This window comes from Aquimarina latercula DSM 2041, from assembly GCF_000430645.1.
Lineage (GTDB): Bacteria > Bacteroidota > Bacteroidia > Flavobacteriales > Flavobacteriaceae > Aquimarina > Aquimarina latercula.
Genome location: NZ_AUMK01000013.1, coordinates 61,600 through 84,554, shown reverse-complemented (window position 1 = coordinate 84,554; position 22,955 = coordinate 61,600). Strand labels below are relative to the sequence as shown.

The following is a 22,955-nucleotide window of genomic DNA, read 5'->3' as shown; positions in this document are numbered from 1 at the left end:
TGATTCTTTATTTAGTTAATTAGGCTTCCGTAGTATTTCTTACTTTCGTTTGATACATAACATTTGGTTTAGTACCTACGTGTTCAAGTAAATGATACATACGATTATCCTCTGTTAATTTAGCGACTTTACTATCCTTATCATTTATATCACCAAATGTCATTGCTCCAGAAGAACAAGCAGCCGAACAAGCAGTTTGGAATTCTCCATCCTTAATTGCTCTTCCCTCTCTTTTAGCATCCAAAATTGTTTTTTGAGTCATTTGGATACACATAGAACATTTTTCCATAACCCCTCTTGAACGAACAGTTACATCTGGATTTAATACCATACGACCTAGATCATTGTTCATATGATAATCAAATTCATCGTTTTCATTATACAAGAACCAGTTAAATCTACGTACTTTATAAGGACAGTTATTTGCGCAATATCTTGTTCCTACGCAACGGTTATAAGCCATATGATTCTGACCTTGTCTTCCGTGTGATGTTGCCGCTACTGGACAAACAGTTTCACAAGGTGCGTGATTACAATGCTGACACATTACTGGCTGAAATGCAACTTCTGGACTATCAGAAGGAACTTCCATTTCACCAAATTCAGATAAAGAACTACCTAAACCAGAAATAGCATCTTTCTTATTATTATCACCTTCAAAACTTTCTTCTGAAGAATAATAACGATCAATACGCAACCAATGCATATCACGCGATCTTCTAATCTCAGACTTCCCAACTACAGGAACATTATTCTCAGCATGACAAGCAATAACACAAGCTCCACATCCTGTACAAGCATTTAAATCTATAGAAAGATTAAAATGATGCCCAACAGAACGATCAAACTCATCCCAAAGATCAACTTCTGGCGAAGTAACATCAAACTCAATATGATCTTTACTTACCTGAGGCATCTTGTTCCAATCTTTTGGATTGCCCGTATTAAATATCTCAAGAGTCGTTTCTTTAATAATATCTCCACGACCCATCAATGTATTATGTAACTGTACACAAGCAAATTCATGTGTACCCTCAGCCGCTGAAACAGAAACAGATTGTACCGCATTTTGATTCTGGTATAATGCAAATGCATTAACACCTACTTGCATTTCTTCTTTTACACCAACTATCTTACCGTACCCTAGAGCTAAACCAATAGTTCCTTGTGCTTGCCCTGGCTGAATGATTACCGGTGCAGTCACATTGACTCCATTCACGGTAACAGTTGCATAACTACCATTTAAAGCTCCATTCGCGACATTTTCATTCATCAAGCCATTAGCCTCTGCATCTGCTCTTGAAACTGTTAGATAATTATCCCAAGAAGCTCTGGTTATAGGATCGGGCATTTCTTGTAACCAAGGGTTATTAGCCTGTTGCCCATCACCTAAAGCAGTCTTCGTATATAATGTAAGTTCTAATCCATTTGATTTTGCAGTAGATAATCTCCTAGCAGCTGCACCAACATTAGGTCCAGCAGGCACCGCATCTACAACTTCTGCATCACCCTCTGGAGTAGCTATTGCTGTTTCCAAAGATTCCTTAGCTAGTACTGGTTTCACCAATACTCCATCGTGTAATGCCTGATTCCAAGAAGCACCTCCTAGTACACCTGTCCAAGCATCCTTAATATAATCGTTATAAGCAGCAGTATTACCTGTCCACTTCAATAGTGTTTCTTGAAATTGTCTAGTATCGAATAAAGGACGAATAGTAGGCTGCATTAAACTGTAGCTACCTTTCTTTAATTCTACATCTCCCCAAGACTCTAAATAATGAGGCGTAGTCGCAACATAAGTACACTCAGATGCTGTGGCATCATTATGCATACTAAATGCAACAGAAACGTCTACTTTTTTAAGACCTTCTTTAAACTCATTTGCATTCGGAAGAGAATATGCTGGATTAACACCTGCTATTAAAAGTGCACCAACAAGTCCTGCATTCATATCCTTCACCAACTGAGCTACCGCCTTAGCATTACCTTGACGAATTTTTCTTGGTGTAGTTTCATTAAATGCTTTACTACTAATATGCTTATTAATAGCTAAAACTAACAATTGAGCATCCACATCTTGAACACCAGAAACTACAACTGCATTGCTCCCTGCTTTCTGTATATGTTTAGCCGCTTTAACAACTTCGGCATCCAAACCAGCATCCAATGCTCCTTTGGATCCGGCACCAGTAACATATTTATATAAAGCTGCTAACACCTGTTTTTGCTGAGTAGGTGTTGCCTTTACTCGTTTATCTGCATTTGCTCCAGATAATGACATATTTGCTTCAAAATGGATATGTTTTGACATTTTTCCATTTTCAGGAACACGTCCTTGTGCATATCCACTGTCATATCCTCCTCCTTGCCAATCTCCTAAGAAATCGGCAGCTATACTTACAATAGTATTTACTTTAGAGAAATCATAATCGGCTAATGCTCTTTCTCCATACATCATTTCGTAAGCGTCTAATGCTTCACTATACGATATAGCATCATATACAACTTGAGAAACATTAGCATATTTTGCTTTAAACTCTGATATCAATTTAGATGTAGAAGGACTAGCAAATGTCTGAGTTAACAATACAATTTGTTTTCCCCCTAAACTATTAAGCTTGGATCCAACCTCTTTATCAAGGACATCCCAACTAATATCTTCATCTCCTTTTTTAGGACCTTGCAAACGGGTACTATCATACAATGATAATACTGAAGCATGAACTCTAGCATTTGCCTCTCCATTAGAAGTAGCCAGATTATTATTCTCTACCTTGATTGGACGACCTTCTCTTGTTTTTATTAAAACACTTGCAAAATCATAACCATCTGCAATAGTAGTCGCATAATAATTTGCAACACCAGGAACTATTCTTTCTGGCTGCACTACATATGGTATTGATTTAATTACTGGTCCTTCACAAGCTGCTAAAGATGCAGCCGCTGTACTAAAACCTACATATTTAAGAAAGTCACGACGTGAAGTCGAAGAACTTTCCAGAGATGACTTATCTCCTAAAAACTCATCCGCAGGAATCTCCTGAACGAACTCATTTTGTTGTAGCGTCTCAACAATAGAGCTATTTTCGTTTAGCTCTTCAACACTTTTCCAGTATTTCTTGTTTGATGACATATATAATTGATATTAGCTTCTTACTTATTTTTTCGCTTAAACGACGAATAAATCATTTTATTAATAGTGGCACTTACCACATTCCAGACCACCCATCTGAGCAGCTGTTAACTTATCCACTCCATACTTCTTAGACAACTCTTTGTGTATCTTATCATAATACTCATTGCCTTCCATTTTCACATTAGTCTCTCTGTGACAGTTGATACACCATCCCATTGTCAATGGAGCATGTTGATACATAATTTCCATTTCTTCTACAGGTCCGTGACATTTCTGACACTCTATACCCGCTACACTTACATGCTGAGAGTGATTAAAGTATGCAAAGTCTGGTAAATTATGGATACGCACCCATTTTACAGGCTCAGTTTCGCCAGTATAAGACTGAGAACTCTCATCCCAACCAACAGCCTTATATAACTTCTTAATTTCACCGTCATAAAACTCCTTCGAGTAATCAGCTGTTGCGGTACCTTCAGCAACCTCACTAATTGATTTGTGACAGTTCATACAAACATTAAGCGATGGAATTCCTGAATGTTTAGAAACTCTAGCAGAAGAATGACAGTACTTACACTCTATCTTATTGTCTCCTGCATGTATTTTATGAGAATAATGTATTGGTTGAATTGGCATATATCCCTGATCAACTCCAACTTGCATAAAATAACCATAAACAAAGTATCCACTAGCAAGCAATACAAATATTGCAGAAACCAATACTAAAAATTGATTTTGCACAAATGCTTTCCATATTGGAGTTCTAGCTTCTGCTTCAGGTAATTGTACACCATTTGCTTCTGCAAAATTTCTAAGTGTTTTATTAACTAAAAACAACACCACTACCAACATTAGAAACACTAACGCTAAAGCTGCTAAAATTAAATTAGAAGACACTCCGGAACCACTAGATTGACTTGTAACTTCACCAGGTGGCGGTGGTGGCGGATCAGCTTTTGGCACCATAACATATGCCAAAATATTATCAATATCCGTATTTGTTAATTGAGGAAAGGCATTCATCGGAGTCTTCTTGTACTCTTCAAAAATCGCAACTGCATCTGCATCTCCAGAAGCAATCATTGCCGCACTATTCTTAATCCAAGAATACAACCATTCTGTATCTCTTCTCTCGGTAACTCCAAACAATGCTGGACCTGTCATTTTCTTATAACGCTTGTGACAAGCAGCACATAGCGATTTAAATAACGCTTCTCCCTTTGCAACATCACCACCAGCAGTAGATTCCACAGCAGCGGCTTCAGTTAACACAGCTTCTTCCTGAGCAAAAACTGGATTCAATAAAGAGAACAAAAAAACAGTTCCTAAGAGTAGGAGTTTTGAGGCTGAATTTCGGTATTTCACCTGTTTCATATTATTAAGTAGAATTATCGTCTAAATTTTGGTATGGTTTTTTCATTATTTGTAAAAAATGATACAAAAACCACGTCCATTTAATTCGACAGCAAAAGTACTATAATAAGTCGATTTTAGAAATGTTAGCGAAGTGTTAAGTGGTAATTTATAATAATTCTAAATAATATTTTTAAAGGATTTTGAGTTATTAAACTTTACCTTTGTATCAAATCTATTTGTAATGAGAATTTTAAACAAAAAAAACAACCTTTTATTATTAGGTTTTTGTTTTACAGGAATCACCTATATAAGCGCACAAGATTCTACTAATTTGGATAATCCAACGGTTTTTACCACTGTAGAGATGACTCCACCAGCCGAACCAACCATTACTATCAACCAAGATCCACGAATCAACCAGCTGCTAAACATTAAAACCAAAATGGATAAAGACGGTGTTCTCAGTGAGAACTACAGGATTCAACTATATACAGGGGACCTAAAAAATGCAAACACAATTAGAAACAATGCAGAAAAGTCTTTCCCTCAATGGAGAGCAGACATCGTTTATGAAACTCCAAATCATAAAGTATGGATAGGTAATTATCGAAGTAAATTAGAGACGGATCGAGCATTAAAAGAGATAAGAGAAGAATTTCCTAACGCATTCCCTTTTAAACCAGAAAAAAAATAAATATCAAAATCCATATCACAAACATAAAAAAGCCTGATCAATATTGATCAGGCTTTTTTATTATAATCCTATATGTATGTCGGTTTTATAATTTTTTCTTCACAGCAACTTCCTGGAAAGATTCTATTACATCACCTATCTTAATATCATTGTAATTTTTAACCTGCAATCCACAATCATACCCTTTAGAAACCTCTTTCACATCATCCTTAAATCTCTTTAAAGAAGCAAGCTCTCCAGTATACACAACTACACCTTCACGTATTAAACGAATTCCAGCGTTACGTATAATTTTACCTGTTTGAACCATACAACCAGCAATTGTTCCAACTTTAGATATCTTGAATGTTTCTCTAATCTCAGCAGTACCAGTAATTTCTTCCTTCATCACAGGAGAAAGCATACCTTCCATTGCATCTTTTAGATCATTTATCGCATCGTATATAATCGAATATGTTCTGATATCGATTTCTTCTTTATCAGCAACCTGACGGGCATTACCTGCAGGTCTCACATTAAATCCTATTATAATAGCATCAGAAGCAGATGCTAGTAACACATCACTTTCTGTAATTGCTCCTACTGCTTTATGGATTATATTTACATGAATCTCTTCTGTCGATAACTTCTGGAATGAATCCGTTAACGCTTCTACCGAACCATCAACATCACCCTTAAGAATAATATTTAATTCCTTAAAGTCTCCAAGTGCAATTCGACGTCCAATTTCATCAAGCGTAATATGTCTCTGTGTACGTACTGATTGTTCTCTATGCAACTGAGCTCTTTTAGAAGCTATATCTTTTGCCTCTCTTTCATCTTCTAAAACACTAAACTTATCACCTGCCTGAGGAGCACCATCTAGACCCAAAATAGATACTGGTGTTGAAGGACCTGCTTTCTTAACGTTCTTACCACGTTCATCCTGCATTGCTTTAACCTTACCACTATTCTTTCCAGCCAATACATAATCTCCAACTTGTAGTGTACCTGTTTGTACTAAAATTGTTGACACATATCCTCTACCTTTATCTAAAAATGCTTCTACCACAGTACCAGATGCCAATCTATCCGGATTCGCCTTAAGTTCTAATATTTCTGCCTCCAGAAGTACTTTTTCTAAAAGTTCTTTAACTCCTTGTCCCGTCTTAGCAGAAATATCATGGGATTGAATTTTTCCACCCCAATCTTCTACCAATAAATTCATAGAAGCTAATTTTTCCTTAATCTTATCAGGATTAGCTTCTGGTCTATCTACTTTATTTATAGCAAAAACAATCGGAACACCAGCAGCTTGCGCATGACTGATCGCTTCTTTTGTTTGCGGCATTACGTCATCATCTGCAGCTATCACAATAATTGCTAAATCCGTTACTTGAGCACCACGAGCACGCATTGCTGTAAACGCTTCGTGACCCGGAGTATCTAGGAATGCGATCTTTTGACCATTTTCTAATTGAACACCGTACGCACCAATATGCTGCGTAATACCACCACTTTCTCCTGCTATTACATTCTCTTCACGAATATAATCTAACAGAGAAGTTTTACCGTGATCAACGTGTCCCATTACAGTAACAATAGGTGCTCTAAGTACAAGATCTTCTGGAGCATCTACTATTTCTTCTATTGATTCTTCAATATCAGATGTTACAAAATCAACTTCATATCCAAATTCATCTGCAACAATAGAAAGGGTTTCCGCATCCAAACGTTGGTTCATAGTCACCATAATACCTAATGACATACAAGCTGATATTACTTGAGTTGTAGGAACATCCATCATCGTCGCCACCTCAGAAACCGTAACAAACTCAGTTACTTTAAGAACCTTACTTGCTTGTTCTTGCTGAGCCACATCATCTTCCACTTTTTGGCGATGCTGATCACGCTTATCTCTACGATATTTAGCTGCTTTGGATTTATTTGATTTCCCTTGAAGCTTCTCAAGAGTTTCTCTTACTTGTTTTTGTACTTCTTCTTCACTAGGCTCCTCCTTAACTACAGCAGGTCTCTTTCCTTTTCCTGGACCTCGGTTTGGACCTCGATTTCCTGGACCACGCCCACGATTACCACCTTGTCTATTACCTGGTCCTCCAGATTTAGCTCCTCCACCATCTTTGCTAATTCTTCTACGACGTTTTTTTGGATCGCTATCCGAAGACTTCGATTTATCTTCTTTCTTTTTTGGAGGCTTCTGAAACTTAGTTAAATCAATTTTTTGACCAGTAAAATTCGGACCATCCAACTTCTTATACTGAGTTTCTACCTTTACAGGTTCTCCCTGAGGTTCCGGTTCTTTAGAAGCAGGAGATTCCTTTTTAGCCGGCTGCTCTGCTGGTTTAGAAGCTTTCTTTTGTTCCAGATCTATCGCTGCAACTTTAGCTATTTTTATACCTTTTTTAGCAGGCCTATTAGAAACCACTTCAGGAGCCTTTTCTTTCACTTCCTCTTTCTCCTTTTCAACTTCTTTTACCTCTTCTTTCTTAGGAGCTTCTTCTGTTGCTGCTTTTTCTTCGGGCTTCTCAACAACTTCTTCTTTCTTATCCAATTCTATTTTACCTACTTGTTTCGGTCCAGTCAATTGGGCTTTGGCTTTCACAACTTCACGAGCTTCAGCGCGCTTACGTCTCTCCTCTTGTTCCGTTTCAATCTGCACTCTGAGCGCTTCTTTCTCTTTTCTTTTTTCCTCACCAACCTCTTTTGAAGCTACCTTCTTACTCTTGTCTGTCTGGAACTCATCAAACAACAGCTGATAGATCTCCGAAGAAATCTTTGTGGTAGGACGCGAGTCTATCTCATGACCTTTTGAATTCAAAAAGTCAACAGCCCGATCTAGCGAGATATTGAATTCGCGTAATACCTTATTTAATCTCATTGTTTTTGCTTCAGCCATAAATGCCTTATTATTTTATGCTCAAATATAAATTAATTGAAGTTATTAATCTTCAAATTCTGATTTTAATATTCTAATAACTTCACTAACAGTCTCTTCTTCAAGATCTGTTCTTTTTACTAAGTCTTTAATATCTTGCTCCAAAATACTCTTAGCTGTATCTAATCCTATTTTAGCAAATTCTTCTATAATCCAAGAGTCTATTTCATCAGAAAATTCTGATAATTCAACATCTTCTTCAACCCCTTCTCTAAACACATCAATTTCATAACCTGTTAATTGACCAGCCAATCTAATATTGTGTCCTCCACGTCCGATTGCTTTAGAAACTTCTTCTGGCTTCAGCATAACTTCTGCTCGGCTACCCTCTTCATTAAGCTTAATAGAAGTTACTCTTGCTGGACTTAAAGCCCTAGTAATAAACAACTGAAGGTTATTCGTATAATTTATAACATCAATATTTTCATTACCAAGTTCTCTTACGATACCGTGGATACGAGATCCTTTCATACCAACACAAGCTCCAACTGGATCAATTCTATCGTCATAAGAGTCTACAGCTACTTTAGCTTTTTCTCCTGGTATTCTAACAACTTTCTTAACAGTAATCAAACCATCAAAAACCTCTGGAATCTCAGACTCGAACAACTTCTCCAAAAACAATGGAGATGTTCTAGACATAATAATTGCTGGTTTATTACCTTTTAACTCCACAGATTCAATAACCCCTCTTACATTTTCTCCTTTTCTGAAAAAATCTGAAGGTATTTGTCTATCCTTTGGTAAAATAATCTCATTACCCTCATCGTCTAACAAAATAATCGCTCTATGACGAATATGGTGCACTTCTGCAGTATATATCTCTCCTTCTAATTCTTTAAATTGCTTATAGATATTAGTGTTATCGTGTTCATGAATTTTAGAAATTAAATTCTGACGTAAAGCCAAAATTGAACGTCTACCTAAATCTATTAACTTCACTTCTTGAGAAACGTCTTCTCCTATTTCAAAATCTGGTTCTATTTTTTGCGCTTCAGAAATTGATATTTCCTGATTTCCATCCTCAACTTCACCATCAGCAACAACCACACGGTTTCTCCAAATTTCTAAATCCCCTTTATCAGGATTTATAATGATATCGAAATTATCATCACTACCAAATTTCTTTTTTAATGCATTTCTAAACACATCTTCTAAGATCGCCATTAGCGTAACACGATCGATTAACTTATCATCCTTAAATTCTGAAAATGACTCTATTAATGCGATATTTTCCATATCAATTTATAATTAAAATGTTATCATAACTTTAGCTTCCTGTATTTCATCATAAGAAACAGAAGCCTCCTTTATTACCGTTATTTTTCCTTTCCCTACTGGTTTTGGCTCTCTTGCTTTCCAAACCAAATCTATACTATTATCAGACACAGAAACCAACTCTCCTTCAATAGTATTACCACCTTCGGTTTTTACCTTTAATTTTCTACCTATATTCTTTTTATACTGACGTCGATGAACTAAGCCTTCAGAAACTCCAGCAGACATTACTTGTAAAGAAAAATCTTCTTCTTCTCGGTCTAAATTATGCTCAATCGCTCTGCTTAAAGCTATACAATCCTCTACAGTTATACCACCATCACCATCAACAATAATCTCTATGATGTTACCAGGATGTATTTTTTGACTGATCAAGAAAAGCGAAGGCCTTTCTTCTAGGGCTTCTGCTAATAAACTTTGAACTTTATCTTTTAATAACATAGGCAGATAAAAAGAGGGGACTTTTCGTCCCCTCAATCTGGTTTTTTAATTTCAACGGTGCAAAGATAGTAATAATATCTTAGATTCAAAATCTACTTAAGAATGAATTTATTCGTAAATTTAAATGACTGTTAGCTTATTACAACCTAACGATTTTAAGAATCATAGGGGAAATACATTTTTTAATCTACAGTTTACACAAACAAAAAAATAACTAACCTAAACCAAGTGCTACTTGGATATTGATAAATTTCTCTTAAACACACTTAACCATGATTAAAAGAATTCTAGTACCTACTGATTTTTCTACTCAAGCAGAAAGCGCCTTAAAGGTAGCAGCGCAAATCGCTAAAAAGAACGATTGTCAGATCTATCTTTTACATATTTTAGAAATGCCAGTTCATCTGGTCGATTTAATGTCTTCTGGAGCTTCCGCTTCTGCGCCGGAAGCCATATTTTTTATGAAACAAACACATAAGAAGTTTGAAGAAGTTTTAGCTAGTGACTACCTAAAGGATCTAGAAGTAATCGAAACTGTTAGTTTTGAAGATGTTCTCCGTGGAATTATGGATTCGTGTGACAAGAATGATATAGACATGATTATAATGGGTTCCCACGGATCCTCTGGGTTTGAAGAATTATTTATTGGCTCTAATGCCGAAAAAGTAGTTCGAACTTCAGAAAAACCTGTGCTTGTAATTAAAGAAGATTGTGACATCTACAATGTTAACGACCTTGTGTATGCTACTAATTTTGATGATGAAGATAAACCATCATTAATATCAGCGCATGAATTTGCTAAACAACTAGAAGCAAAATTACACTTAGTGTGGATAAACACAGCAAATAGTTTTAAAACAACTAGAGAAACGGAAGAAAAAATGAATCTAATGATTGCTGATCTACCTATTGACAACTACTCACTAAATATTTACAACGACATCAATGTAGAAAAAGGAATTTTAAATTTTGCAAATTCTGTAGATGCAGGCCTTATAGGAATTAGCACACACGGAAGAAAGGGATTATCTCACTTTATTAATGGAAGTCTTGGAGAAGACGTGGTAAACCATGCTAAAAGACCCGTTCTAACCTTCAAAATATAATTTAATCTTACTTATAAATAAAAAAGAGCTACACATTATATGTAGCTCTTTTATGTTGGTCTACTAGGGCTCGAACCTAGACTCTTCTGGACCAAAACCAGACGTGTTGCCAGTTACACCATAGACCAATGCGTCATTGCGGGTGCAAATTTAATATATTCTTTTTGGTCTGCAAACATTTTTTTAAAAAAATATTCATTCTTTAGTTTTTATCCTATTTATTGAGCCAGTTTTATTTATCACTTATCCAAAATATAAACTTCTGTTAAGCGTTTGCTAAAAAAACTAATAGAGAAGTATTTTTATTACTAAATTCGCCACACGTTATAACAGTTATATCTTATGAGCACATTCAACTTTAAAAAGTGGAATAAAATATTAGGATGGGTAGTTTTTGGAATCGCCCTTTGTGTATACTCCTTAACCGTAGAACCAACAGCTAGTTTTTGGGATGCAGGTGAGTACATAGCTACATCTTCTAAATTACAAGTTGGACATCCGCCGGGAGCACCTCTATTTCAAATGATAGGCGCTTTTGCTTCCATATTTGCATCAGACCCCACGCAGATAGCGCTTGTTGTTAATATGACTTCTGCTTTCGCTAGTGCTTTTGCCATTCTTTTTATGTTCTGGTCGATCACTATTCTTGTCCAAAAATTAATTATAACGGAAGAAAGTTTTACAGATGGTAAAGCTTTAGCAACCTTAGGAAGCGGTTTAGTTGGGTCTTTGGCATTTGCTTTTACCGATAGTTTTTGGTTTAATGCAGTAGAAGCAGAAGTATACGCAATGGCTACTTGTATTTTATCTGTATTGTTTTATTTAGGATTACTCTGGGAAAGAGACATGCACAACCCGAGAGGTAACCGATGGTTAATTTTAATTGCTTTTATTGCTGGACTTTCTTTTGGAGTTCACTTTATGGGATTACTTTCCATACCAGCAATAGGGTTGTTATATTATTTCAAAAACTACAAAGTTACTATCAAGAATTTTATTACTGCTAATATCGTAGTAGTTGCAATACTCCTATTTATATTTAAGTTACTACTTCCCTCCACGTTAAAATTGTTTGGATGGTTTGAGGTTACTTTTGTGAATAGTTTTGGAATGCCATTTAACTCAGGGACTATATTTTTAGGCCTCATTATAGCAGCGGCATTTTATTTCATTCTTAAATACACGCGCAAAAAGGAATTCCCTTTAATCAACTCTGCTGTACTATGCGTGTTATTTATATTCATTGGTTTCTCTTGTTGGATCATGCTTCCAATAAGAGCTAATGCTGGAACAGTCATAAATGAAAATAATCCAAACAATGCTCGTGAATTACTCGCTTATTATAACCTAGAACAATATCCAGAAACTCATCTATTTTATGGACCACAATTTACTGAAATATATGCCGGACTCGATGAAGACGAACCTTATGAAGATGACAAACCTAAATATGAGAAAAATCTAAAAACTGGGAAGTACGATATTGTAAACGACTGGAAAAATGCTAGACAAAACATAGATGATGATCATAAGGCATTTTTACCAAGAATGTGGAGTACCGAGCATATTTCCAATTACATGGACTTCACCGGACCGATTAGGTTCACTATAAAACCAGAGTACCAAGATGAATCCGAATTACTTGAAGCTGTTACGCAATTTAGAAGAGAATATGCGGTAGGTAAATTAGACAATGACGACTACAATGAATTCTTACGCTCCTTTGGTGATTATTTAAATGTAGAAAAACCATCTTTTGCATCTAACGTTTTATATCTCCTTGAATATCAAATAGGATATATGTATTGGAGATATTTTATGTGGAATTTTGTGGGTAGACAAGATGATAATCAGGGAAAATATAGCAATCTAGAAGGTAATTGGCTTAGTGGAATTAAATTTATTGATGAAATACATTTAGGATCTCAAGACAATTTACCTGAGGATGTATTAAAAAACAAAGCTCGTAACACCTATTACTTTTTACCATTATTGCTTGGTCTCATTGGTTTTGTGTTCCAAGTACAAAAGGATAAGAAAAATTTCTGGGTGCTATTAGCTTTTTTCTTATTTACAGGATTGGCCCTAAAAATATATCTTAACGAAAGACCTTTTGAACCAAGAGAAAGGGATTATGCCTTAGTTGGTTCATTTTATGTATTCGCTATATGGATAGGTTTTGGAGTATATGCATTATTCGACATTCTTAAAAACTCATTAAAACCAAAATTACTAGCTCCTCTAGTAACTACAATATGTTTACTCGCCGTACCCGTTTTATTGGCTGCTCAAAATTGGGATGACCACGACCGTTCGAATCGATATACAGCACAAGCTATGGCAAAAATGTACCTTCAATCATGCCAAAAAGACGCTATACTTTTTACAATAGGTGATAATGATACATTTGCATTATGGTATGCTCAAGATATAGAAGAATACAGAACTGATGTAAGAACAGTAAATACTAGCTTATTTGCAACAGATTGGTACATCGATCAGATGAAAAAAGCTGCATATGATGGTAAACCAATCCCATCTCAGTTAACACACGAGTTCTATAGGTTTGGAAACAATGATGCTATTTATTACAAACCAGTCACTAATGATACTATGCTTATCAAAAACTGGATGCGATGGATTGAGACTGATGATCCTAGAACCAAAGGTGACTTACAAAATGGAAAACAAGTAAACACTTTTCCAACGAAACACATAAGAATTCCTGTTGATAAAGAAGCCGTTCTTAGAAATGGAATCGTATCACAAAAAGATGCTCATCTTATAGTTCCTTATATAGATATACATTTAAAAGGTGATCTACTATTTAAAAATCGATTGCTAATGTTAGACATGATTGCTAACAATAACTGGGAAAGACCTGTATATTTTACTGGTGGGAGTTTTGGTGATGATGATTATTTATGGATGAAAGATTATTTACAATTAGATGGTGTTACCTATAAACTAGTTCCTATTAGAACTCCAATAGACAAACGAAACCCTTATGACATGGGACGTATTGACACAGATCTTATGTATAACAATGTTACTAGCTGGGATTGGGGAAATAGCGAAAACCCCAACATTTATCATGATCCTGAAACTCGAAAAAACGCTATTACTTATCGTAGTAATCTAGCTAGATTAGTAGAAGCATTGATTAATGAAGGCAAAAAAGATAAGGCTAAAACAATTCTAGACCTTGGGATGGAAAAAATGCCAATAGAATTCTATGAGTATTACACGCTATTAGAACCATATGTAAGTGGATACTACGAAGTAGGAGAAAAAGAAAAAGCGCGTGATTTATGGAATAAAATCGCAAAAAAATATCAAGAACAATTGACATACTTCGGGAGCCTTACTTTAGAACATCAATATGAATATGCTAGTGAGATAGTAAGTAATGTAGAAAGATATAGAAGTGTTGTAGATCTTCTAATAATCAATCAAGACAAAGAAATGATTGAAGAAAAGGCTGAAGAATTTAATAGATACCTAAGATTATTTACAAGACTTTATTCTGAAGATGAAGAGTATGACAATCAAGATGTTTTGGAAGATCAAGAGCAAGATTTGCAAAAAGAACTTCTAGATAGTCAAAAACCATTAGACACTTTAGAAGAACTACCAAAATCATAACACAACTGAGCCTTTTAACTAAGGCTCTTTTTTTTGATAAATTTGGATTTAATACCTAATAAAACGCCTAACAGTATTAAGTTACTATTCCCCAACTATACTTGGGATTTCTACACTTGCGAAGAAAAGAAGATTTATCTAACCTTTGATGATGGCCCTATTCCCGAAGTAACCGATTTCGTATTAGATCAACTAAAACTGTATAACGCAAAAGGCACTTTTTTTTGTATTGGTGAAAATATTAGGAAAAACCCAATGATTTTTAAAAGAATAATTTCAGATGAACATAGTATTGGTAACCACACTATGAACCACTTGAAAGCGAGGAAAAATAGCTTTTCTACATACATTGAAAATGTTTTAAAATGTGAAAATGAAATTTTAGAACACACTAAAATTAACCACAAACTGTTTAGACCTCCTTATGGACAATTAAATAAGCGTAAATTATCAGAGTTAAGGAAACTAAACTATGAAATTATATTATGGGATGTGTTATCCAAAGATTGGGACAAAAATACCTCACCAGAACAATGCTCTATTAATGTCGTTGCAAACGCAAAAAAAGGTAGTATTGTTGTTTTTCATGATAGTATTAAAGCATTTAAAAACCTTAGGGTAGCATTGCCTAAAGTACTTAAGCATTTTTCTGAAAAAGGATTTATATTTGAAAAGATTTAATCTTAATCAATCTAAGAAAGTTCTTTTTTAAACATACTCTTTCATAAGACCTATAAGCGTGTTCGCATCTTGCTCTCCGCTTTGTCTCCAAACCATTTCTCCTTCTTTATAAATCATTAATGTAGGAAGACCTTTAATACGAAGCGCTGTAGCCAACTCCTCATTTTTATCCACATCTATCTTTATCACTTTAGCTTTATCGCCAAGAGCAGCAGCCACATCCTTTAACACAGGATGCATGGATACAGAAGGTTCATTCCATTCAGTATAAAAATCCAGCAAAACCGGAACCTCAATACCTATTAACTCTCCAAACTTTGACATGTTCTAAAAATTTTATTATCTAACTATGCTATACTAACGAACAAAGCTGATATATAATTGTAAATATAACACTTTCTTCGAATTATGCGGGTTTAGGACCTTTTCTCAATTCTATAACAGTAATTTCCGGCCAAATCCCTACTCTTCCGGGAAAGGCATGAAAACCAAACCCTCTATTTACATTAAGATAACGCCCCATATCATTATACATACCAGCCCATTGTTTATAAACATACTGTACAGGACTCCACTTTAAAAACCCAGGGATTTCTATTCCAAACTGAAATCCATGAGTATGCCCACTAAGCGTTAAATGATAATGATTATCATGCTTTTTTACCTCATACTCCCAGTGAGATGGATCATGACTTAATAAAATTTTAAAATCTTCTTTGGAAACACCATTCGATGCTTTTGCCAAATCTCCTGCCTTTTTAAAATTATGCCCCCAATTCTCCACACCGACTATAGCTATTCGGTCATCATCTTTTTCTATAAACGAATTATCATTTAACAACAATTGAAAATCAATTTTAGAATGCACTTCTTTAATAGCTTCAAAATTAGCTTCTTTTTCTTCTTCTGAATCCCAAGTTACATATTCACCATAATCATGATTTCCCAAAATAGAATATTTCCCAAAAGAAGGTGTTTTTAAACCCTTAAAAATATCAATCCAATCATCCATTTCACTAGCCATAGTATTTACAATATCCCCAGTAAAAACTAATAAGTCAGTTTGCTGCTGATTTATTAAATCTACAGCATATTCAATCTTTTCAACCTCATCAAAACTACCAGAATGAATATCCGATATCTGAGTTAACCGAAAACCATCAAATGCATTTGGTAAATCATCAAAATATAGAACATGATTAATAACTTTAAAATTATACTTACCTCTAAATATACCATGCACTAATCCTGCAAAAGGTATTGCAGCTACCCCTAAAGCTATTTGACTTATAAATTTTCTTCGACTTGGTAAATATTGAGTCGCATTTCCGTCAAAAAATGTATTTGTAAGATAAGTATACCCTGCTACGCAAAGCCTTATAATATCCTCCCCAAACATAAACAACACTAAAATCAACTTAGGAACTAAGGTGACTAACAACAAACCACTTGCTCTTAATGAATATTTTGTAGGACCTACACTTCTATCGTAGTTAGCAAAAACATATATAACATACCCTATTATGAGTAATGAGATAATCAAATATACTATTTGGATCCATTGATTTTTTGATAAAGTGCGAATTACTTGATAAGCATATAATTCTATTAAAACATAAAGCACTAAAGGAATAATCCAACGCATATTAATTCTAAGTTTTATTTACTTAACAAAACTATCTCACCTTTTGTCAATCATAAGTATATTTAAGTAAAAATTAACTGTTTATCACTGAATCATTATAAAATACTATCATTACTAAGATACACATATATCAAACACCATAAATCTTAGAATTTTCTTTCATATGTATAATTTTTATTCGTACCTTCGTTCAACTATTTAACTATAGGGATGTACAAAAAAAATCTACTTTATTCATAAAATATTACTATCGTATTTATAGCAATTGATAACATTGTTATCAATTTTATTTTGGGGCGAAATGCCGTCATTCATTGACGGCATTTCTTATTTAGTATAATTTTGAAACGATTTTCAGCAATCTTCTTTTTATATTGCATTTCTAAAAACTGAACATACACTATGTCACAAAAACGTCTTTTTCTTCTGGATGCATTCGCACTTATTTTTCGCGGATATTATGCTTTAATTAAAAATCCAAGAATCAACTCTAAAGGGCAAGATACCTCAGCAATTATGGGGTTTGTAAATTCACTTTTTGATGTAATCAAAAGAGAAAAACCAGATCACTTAGCAGTTGCATTTGATAAACAAGGAAGCAAGGATCGTTTAGAGATATTTCCAGAATATAAAGCTAACAGAGACGAAACTCCTGAAGCTATAAAAATAGCTGTTCCTATTATACAGGAAATCTTAAAAGCAATGCATATCCCTATTATTGAAAGAGCTGGAGTAGAAGCTGATGATTTAATCGGAACCATTGCTAAACAAGCCGAAAAAGAAGGGTACCAAACATATATGGTTACACCTGATAAAGATTATGCCCAATTGGTGTCCGAAAACATTTTTATGTATCGCCCAGCTCGCATGGGCAATGGTATTGAAATCTGGGGAATACCCGAAGTACAAAAAAGATTTGAAGTAGAACATCCAGAGCAGGTGATTGATTACCTTGGAATGATGGGAGATGCTGTGGATAATATTCCCGGCTTACCAGGAGTTGGTGATAAAACTGCCAAGAAATTCATTGCTGCTTATGGATCTATGGAAGGTCTTTTTGAGAATATAGATCAGCTAAAAGGCAAGATGAAAGAAAAAGTAGAAGCTAATCAAGAGTTAGGGCTTCTTTCTAAAAAATTAGCAACGATTATCCTCGATTGTGATGTTACTTTCGATGCAAAGGATTATGAAATTTCTGAACCGGACGCAAAAAAAGTACAGGAAATTTTTGAAGAGCTCGAGTTTAGAAGATTGACTGATCAATTCACTAAAATCTTCTTTCCATCTGAATCTTCTACCCCAACAAAGACTACTTCTTCAAATAAGCAATCGGAACAAGCTGGTGCGGGTCAATTTTCATTGTTTGGTGGCAATCAAGATACCAATACTGCTACAGATTCATTTTCTAGTAGAAAAACAATTGCAAATACAGAACATTTTTACCAGAGTGTAGCTCCTGGAATGGCAATGAAATTATTTATTCAAAATCTACTTAAGCAGAAAAATGTTTGTTTTGACACAGAGACAACTGGACTCGATCCTCTTACTGCAGAATTGGTAGGAATCTCATTTTCTTGGGAAGCAGGAAAAGGGTTCTACATTCCTTTTCCTGAGAATCAAAATGAAGCTCAAGAATTAATCGAACAACTAAGACCTTTTTTCGAAGATGAAAATATTACCAAAATTGGTCAAAATTTAAAATACGACATCAAAGTATTAGCCAAATATAATCTAGATGTAAAAGGAAAATTGTTTGACACTATGCTAGCTCATTATCTAATCAACCCAGATATGAGACATAATATGGATGTCCTTTCAGAAACCTATCTTAATTACACACCAGTTTCAATAACTGAGCTGATAGGAAAAAAAGGGAAAAACCAATTATCTTTCAGACAAGTTCCACAAGAAAAGCAAACGGAGTATGCAGTGGAAGATGCCGATATTACATTTCAACTTAAAGAACACTTTACTCCAGAACTTAATGAAGCTAATATATTATCTCTTTTTGAAGACATAGAAGTTCCTTTACTAAGAGTTCTAGCAGCGATGGAGATAGAAGGAATTAATCTAGACAATGAATTTTTGCAGTCATTATCAGAAGAACTGAACAATGACATTAAAACGTTAGAAACTGACATATATAAAGAAGCTGGAGAAGAGTTTAACATTGCTTCGCCTAAGCAATTAGGAATCATTCTTTTTGAAAAAATGAAATTGGTCGACAAACCAAAGAAAACAAAAACTGGTCAATATTCTACCGCAGAAGATGTTTTATCGTACCTAGCTAAGGATCACAAAATCATTCAAAACATACTAGATTATCGTGGGTTATCTAAACTAAAAAGCACCTATGTAGATGCATTACCTAACCAAATTAATGAATCTACAGGTCGTGTACACACAGATTATATGCAAACTGTAGCCGCAACTGGGCGACTTAGTTCTAATAATCCTAATTTACAAAATATCCCGATTAGAACAGAAAGAGGAAGGCAGGTTAGAAAAGCATTTATTCCAAGAGATGCTGAACACATTCTATTAGCAGCCGATTATTCTCAGATAGAATTAAGAATCATTGCTGCATTAAGTGAAGAAGAAACGATGATCAATGCTTTTAAAAGCGGAGAAGATATTCATGCATCTACCGCAGCAAAAGTTTTCAATGTACCTATTGAGGAAGTTACTAGAGAACAACGTAGTAATGCTAAGACTGTAAATTTTGGAATTATATATGGCGTCTCTGCATTTGGACTGAGCAATCAAACCGATCTTTCTCGAAGTGAAGCCAAAGAACTTATTGACACCTACTACAAAACCTATCCTAAACTACGTAATTACATGAGCGAACAAGTAGATTTCGCTAGAGAAAATGGTTATGTCCAAACAGTATTAGGAAGACGTCGTTATCTTAAAGATATTAACTCCGCTAACGCCGTTGTTAGAGGAGCAGCAGAACGAAATGCAGTAAATGCACCAATACAAGGTAGTGCTGCGGATATTATCAAAATTGCAATGATCAATATTCACCAAAAATTAAAAGAGGATAATTATAAGACAAAAATGCTACTGCAAGTACATGATGAATTGGTTTTTGATGTATACAAACCTGAATTAGCAAAAATACAATCTCTTATAAAATCAGAAATGGAAAATGCATATACACTTGCAGTTCCTTTAGATGTAGATATGGGGTTAGGAGAAAATTGGCTAGAAGCCCACTAACCTGTAACTGCACTTAGTATTATTATATTCATATTTAATAACATAACCAATCAACACTTATTTTATGGAACAACTTTTTACCGTTGAAAGTCTCATTACCCTATTAATGCTTGTACTACTGCAAGCGGTTTTAGGATTTGATAATCTCCTTTACATTTCTTTAGAATCAAAAAAAGCACCTCCAGAAAAACAAAGTTTCGTAAGAAAAATGGGAGTTGGATTAGCAATTGTACTTCGTATAGTTTTGCTTTTTGTACTTATGTCTGTAATACAATTTTTCCAAGAACCTTTCTTTAGTCTTCATGACAATAACATTCTTGAGTTCGAATTTAATGTCCATAGCTTAATTGTTCTTGCAGGAGGTGTATTTATTATATATACAGCAATCAAAGAAATTTGGCACATGATGTTACTTAATGAGCACGAAGAAATAGAAAAAGATGATAAAAAAGGTTCTATAAACAAAGTTATCTTATGGATCGTAATTATGAACTTGGTTTTTTCTTTTGACTCTATTTTAAGTGCAATGGCGTTAACTAGCGATATGGAATATGTACCGCAACTTGTTTTGATGTCTATAGCAATTGTACTAGGCGGTGTTTTAATGATCGTTTTAGCTGATAAAGTATCTAACTTTCTTCAGAAAAATAGAATGTATGAAGTATTAGGGCTTTTTATATTATTCATAGTAGGTATTATGCTATTATCAGAAGGAGGTCATTTAGCACATCTCCATATTTTTAATAATGAAGTTACACAAATGAGTAAAACAACATTCTATTTTGTAATTGTTGTACTTGTAATTGTAGATATTGTGCAAGGTCGTTATCAGAAAAAACTATTAGCAGAAAAGCAACACCAAGAATCACTAGCAAAAAAAGACAAGTAACTCCTTTTTTTAGTAAAAAGAAATAAAAAGCGCTTCCCTGTTTAAGGAAGCGCTTTTTATTTTAACCACAATAACAAATAACTTATTGACGCGTAAAAACTAAATCTACAGCTCCTAAGTCTTCAACTTCATCTGTAAAAGAAAGTGTTGTCTCTGTAAGTGTAATCATCACTGTTCTTGGATCCATTCCAGTTGGAGTAAATGTTAATTGACCACTTGCTAGAGCCCATTCACCTGTTACCTCAAGTATAAGACCTGTGCAGTCAGCAGTAACTACCGGAGGTAAATCTGGAGTTACATTAACATCAATCTGTGTGACATTTTGATTATATGTGTTATCATCACTTACCACAATTGTATCTTCAAAACAAGGCAATTCTTCTAATAAATTAGTAGAAGCATTTCCGTCCATATCTAAATCAACTGGCAACGCTCCAGAAGCAGAAGTAAGCTCCCAAGTTCCAACTAATGAGACCATATCCGGGACCACATCCTCTCCATTGTCGTCATCGGAACTACAAGAGGTAAAAAACAATGCAATAGAAATAGCAAAAAGAAAAAAAATTAGTTTTCATGATTTTTGAGTTTTAAATATTAATAACGATTTATTGTTCATTCTAGCATTTGTAAAATACACCTTATTTACTTGAAAAACAATTCATTACTCACTACCCTCCTATTGTTGCAGTAAAAAAATCATAGTAATTTAAAAATGTTGGTATTACTGGACCATTAAAAGTATTAGGCCCATTAAACAATACGCAAACGCCTATCTTATTTTCTGGGTCTATCATTAATTGCGTTTTATACTGATTTACATTTCCTCCATGATAGACAACCTTTCTATCTCTGTAATCTAAAACCCTCCATCCTTTTGCATAATAAGAGTCAGAAACACCATCCCACAAATTCACGTACGTATCTTTATCACTTGTGCAGATCATCGGATTAAATATTTCTATTAAGCTTTCTTTAGAAATAATATCAGGACGATTTCCAAGTAGCACTTTTAAATATTCTGCCATATCAGAAATAGAAGCATTAACCCCTCCAGCGGCAGCAACATTATAATAGTTTTCATGAAGATTTGTTAAATAATATTTCTTAGAATAATGATTCCATTTATGTGGTAACGCAACATTAGGGTTTTTCTTAATATCTGAATAACTACTGGATGCATTTTTCATTCCTGCAGGCACAAACAATCGTTCTCTTAACAATGCTTCAAATGACTTTCCCGTATTATTCTCCATCACCTTCTCTACTACAGAAAAAACAGCATTCTGATATTCATATTCAGTGCCTTCTTTAGCTACAACACCATTCCTTTTAAAGTTTGCAATAATGTTCTGCAATGACATCCCTTTATGAATCAATTTAGAATTAGTATACTTATATAATCCTGACGTATGAGACAACAAATGATTAACAGTAAGTCTTTCTGCTTGTGCTTTATCTCTTAAGTTAAATATACCTACTGATTTTTTAACATTTTGCTTCCACTTAATCTCATTATTATCAGCCAAATTTCCAGCTAGCACTGATGTAACTCCTTTTGATAGACTTGCTATTCTAAATACCGTATTCACATCTACAGAATCAGTTGTATGGATCTCTTTTACACCAAAACCTTTTTTGTACACAACTGTAGAGTCTTTAACAATCACTATAGCAGCTCCAGGACATTCTGAAATATTAAAATTAGTTGCAAAAAACTTCTCGTAATGATCCAAAAAAAGTGACAATGAATCTTTTTTAGTTAACACAGGCTCTGGATCAGTAACAACAACCTTTTTCTGTTCAGTTTTAGAAGTAGTACATCCGATAATACATATAGAAACAAAAAGCCCTAAAATTTTTTTCATATTATAATCTTCTTAAGTATTGCAAAATACACGTAAAAAATCTTGATGAAAAACTTTCT

General features: G+C 34.4%; 15 protein-coding genes and 1 tRNA gene. 6 read left to right on the top strand and 10 right to left on the bottom strand.

Features of this window, described 5'->3' with window-relative positions:
• Positions 1-19: 19 nt before the first annotated feature.
• Positions 20-3,133 carry a TAT-variant-translocated molybdopterin oxidoreductase gene (locus H526_RS0113165; RefSeq protein ID WP_027393433.1) on the bottom strand — a complete coding sequence of 1,038 codons (3,114 nt, stop codon included), beginning with the start codon at positions 3,131-3,133 and terminating at the stop codon, positions 20-22.
• 60 nt (positions 3,134-3,193) lie between these two features.
• The gene (locus H526_RS0113160; protein WP_027393432.1) at positions 3,194-4,510 is read right to left on the bottom strand and encodes a c-type cytochrome; all 1,317 of its coding nucleotides are present in this window, start codon (positions 4,508-4,510) and stop codon (positions 3,194-3,196) included.
• 223 nt (positions 4,511-4,733) lie between these two features.
• Here H526_RS0113160 and H526_RS0113155 point away from each other — a divergent pair, with 223 nt between their 5' ends.
• Positions 4,734-5,186, top strand: coding sequence for an SPOR domain-containing protein (locus tag H526_RS0113155; protein ID WP_081415620.1), 453 nt, complete (start codon positions 4,734-4,736; stop codon positions 5,184-5,186).
• Positions 5,187-5,271: 85 nt separating this feature from the next.
• Here the strand turns inward: H526_RS0113155 and infB are convergent, their stop codons facing one another.
• From infB to rimP, 3 genes are read right to left on the bottom strand one after another with little or no spacing between them, the layout of a single operon-like run.
• Positions 5,272-8,082, bottom strand: a complete 2,811-nt coding sequence (gene infB, locus H526_RS0113150; protein ID WP_027393430.1) for a translation initiation factor IF-2 — start codon at positions 8,080-8,082, stop codon at positions 5,272-5,274.
• A gap of 45 nt (positions 8,083-8,127) precedes the next feature.
• Positions 8,128-9,360 carry a transcription termination factor NusA gene (nusA, locus tag H526_RS0113145; RefSeq protein ID WP_027393429.1) on the bottom strand — a complete coding sequence of 411 codons (1,233 nt, stop codon included), beginning with the start codon at positions 9,358-9,360 and terminating at the stop codon, positions 8,128-8,130.
• 12 nt (positions 9,361-9,372) lie between these two features.
• Positions 9,373-9,840 carry a ribosome assembly cofactor RimP gene (rimP, locus tag H526_RS0113140; protein WP_027393428.1) on the bottom strand — a complete coding sequence of 156 codons (468 nt, stop codon included), beginning with the start codon at positions 9,838-9,840 and terminating at the stop codon, positions 9,373-9,375.
• A gap of 272 nt (positions 9,841-10,112) precedes the next feature.
• On the opposite strand from rimP, the gene H526_RS0113135 reads away from it, so the two are divergent.
• Positions 10,113-10,946, top strand: a complete 834-nt coding sequence (locus tag H526_RS0113135; protein WP_247666455.1) for a universal stress protein — start codon at positions 10,113-10,115, stop codon at positions 10,944-10,946.
• A gap of 55 nt (positions 10,947-11,001) precedes the next feature.
• Here H526_RS0113135 and H526_RS0113130 read toward each other — a convergent pair.
• A tRNA-Gln gene (locus H526_RS0113130) sits at positions 11,002-11,074 on the bottom strand.
• 214 nt (positions 11,075-11,288) lie between these two features.
• On the opposite strand from H526_RS0113130, the gene H526_RS0113125 reads away from it, so the two are divergent.
• On the top strand, positions 11,289-14,591 hold the full coding sequence (locus tag H526_RS0113125; protein WP_027393426.1) for a glycosyltransferase family 117 protein: 3,303 nt from the start codon (positions 11,289-11,291) through the stop codon (positions 14,589-14,591).
• Between the two features lie 33 nt (positions 14,592-14,624).
• Positions 14,625-15,272: a polysaccharide deacetylase family protein gene (locus H526_RS0113120; RefSeq protein ID WP_342667687.1), complete on the top strand. Its 648-nt coding sequence runs from the start codon at positions 14,625-14,627 to the stop codon at positions 15,270-15,272.
• A 27-nt stretch (positions 15,273-15,299) separates the two neighbouring features.
• Here H526_RS0113120 and H526_RS0113115 read toward each other — a convergent pair whose 3' ends face one another.
• Both H526_RS0113115 and H526_RS0113110 read right to left on the bottom strand, forming a co-directional pair.
• On the bottom strand, positions 15,300-15,596 hold the full coding sequence (locus tag H526_RS0113115; protein ID WP_027393424.1) for a thioredoxin family protein: 297 nt from the start codon (positions 15,594-15,596) through the stop codon (positions 15,300-15,302).
• Between the two features lie 82 nt (positions 15,597-15,678).
• Entirely contained in the window at positions 15,679-16,917 is a 1,239-nt protein-coding gene (locus H526_RS0113110) for a metallophosphoesterase (RefSeq protein WP_035085545.1), read from the bottom strand.
• Between the two features lie 402 nt (positions 16,918-17,319).
• Here H526_RS0113110 and polA point away from each other — a divergent pair, with 402 nt between their 5' ends.
• Entirely contained in the window at positions 17,320-20,142 is a 2,823-nt protein-coding gene (gene polA / locus H526_RS0113105; protein WP_027393422.1) for a DNA polymerase I, read from the top strand.
• A gap of 64 nt (positions 20,143-20,206) precedes the next feature.
• Entirely contained in the window at positions 20,207-21,031 is an 825-nt protein-coding gene (locus H526_RS0113100) for a TerC family protein (protein ID WP_027393421.1), read from the top strand.
• 82 nt (positions 21,032-21,113) lie between these two features.
• Here H526_RS0113100 and H526_RS0113095 read toward each other — a convergent pair whose 3' ends face one another.
• Entirely contained in the window at positions 21,114-21,566 is a 453-nt protein-coding gene (locus H526_RS0113095; protein WP_027393420.1) for a lipocalin family protein, read from the bottom strand.
• A 133-nt stretch (positions 21,567-21,699) separates the two neighbouring features.
• Positions 21,700-22,896: a serine hydrolase domain-containing protein gene (locus H526_RS0113090; RefSeq protein ID WP_027393419.1), complete on the bottom strand. Its 1,197-nt coding sequence runs from the start codon at positions 22,894-22,896 to the stop codon at positions 21,700-21,702.
• Between the last annotated feature and the right edge of the window lie 59 nt (positions 22,897-22,955).